General features: G+C 41.1%; 1 protein-coding gene. It reads right to left on the reverse strand.

Annotated features, from left to right (window positions below):
* Window positions 1-275, reverse strand: a 275-nt coding sequence (locus tag AB4585_RS26160) for an Hsp20 family protein (RefSeq protein ID WP_372171678.1), incomplete at both ends; no start/stop codon positions are given.

Here is a 275-nt window from a genome sequence, read left to right on the forward strand (position 1 = left end):
CGCTCAGCGATACCTTGGTAAACATAGGTTTTACCTTCTTCGGCTTTACGCTCACCACGTACAATCAGTACGTTTTCTTTTTGAGTAATATCCATTTGGTCATCAGCAAAACCTGCTACCGCCATTGTAATGCGATACTTATTTTCATCTTGCTGTTCAATGTTGTACGGAGGGTAACCGCCAGAAGTATTCTTCGTGTTTGATGTTTCCATCATGTTGAAAAGACGGTCAAAACCAATAGCGTTGCGGTATAAAGGAGTGAAATCTACAGTTCT

It is taken from the genome of Vibrio sp. 10N.222.49.C9 (assembly GCF_041474985.1).
GTDB classification, from domain to species: domain Bacteria; phylum Pseudomonadota; class Gammaproteobacteria; order Enterobacterales; family Vibrionaceae; genus Vibrio; species Vibrio crassostreae_C.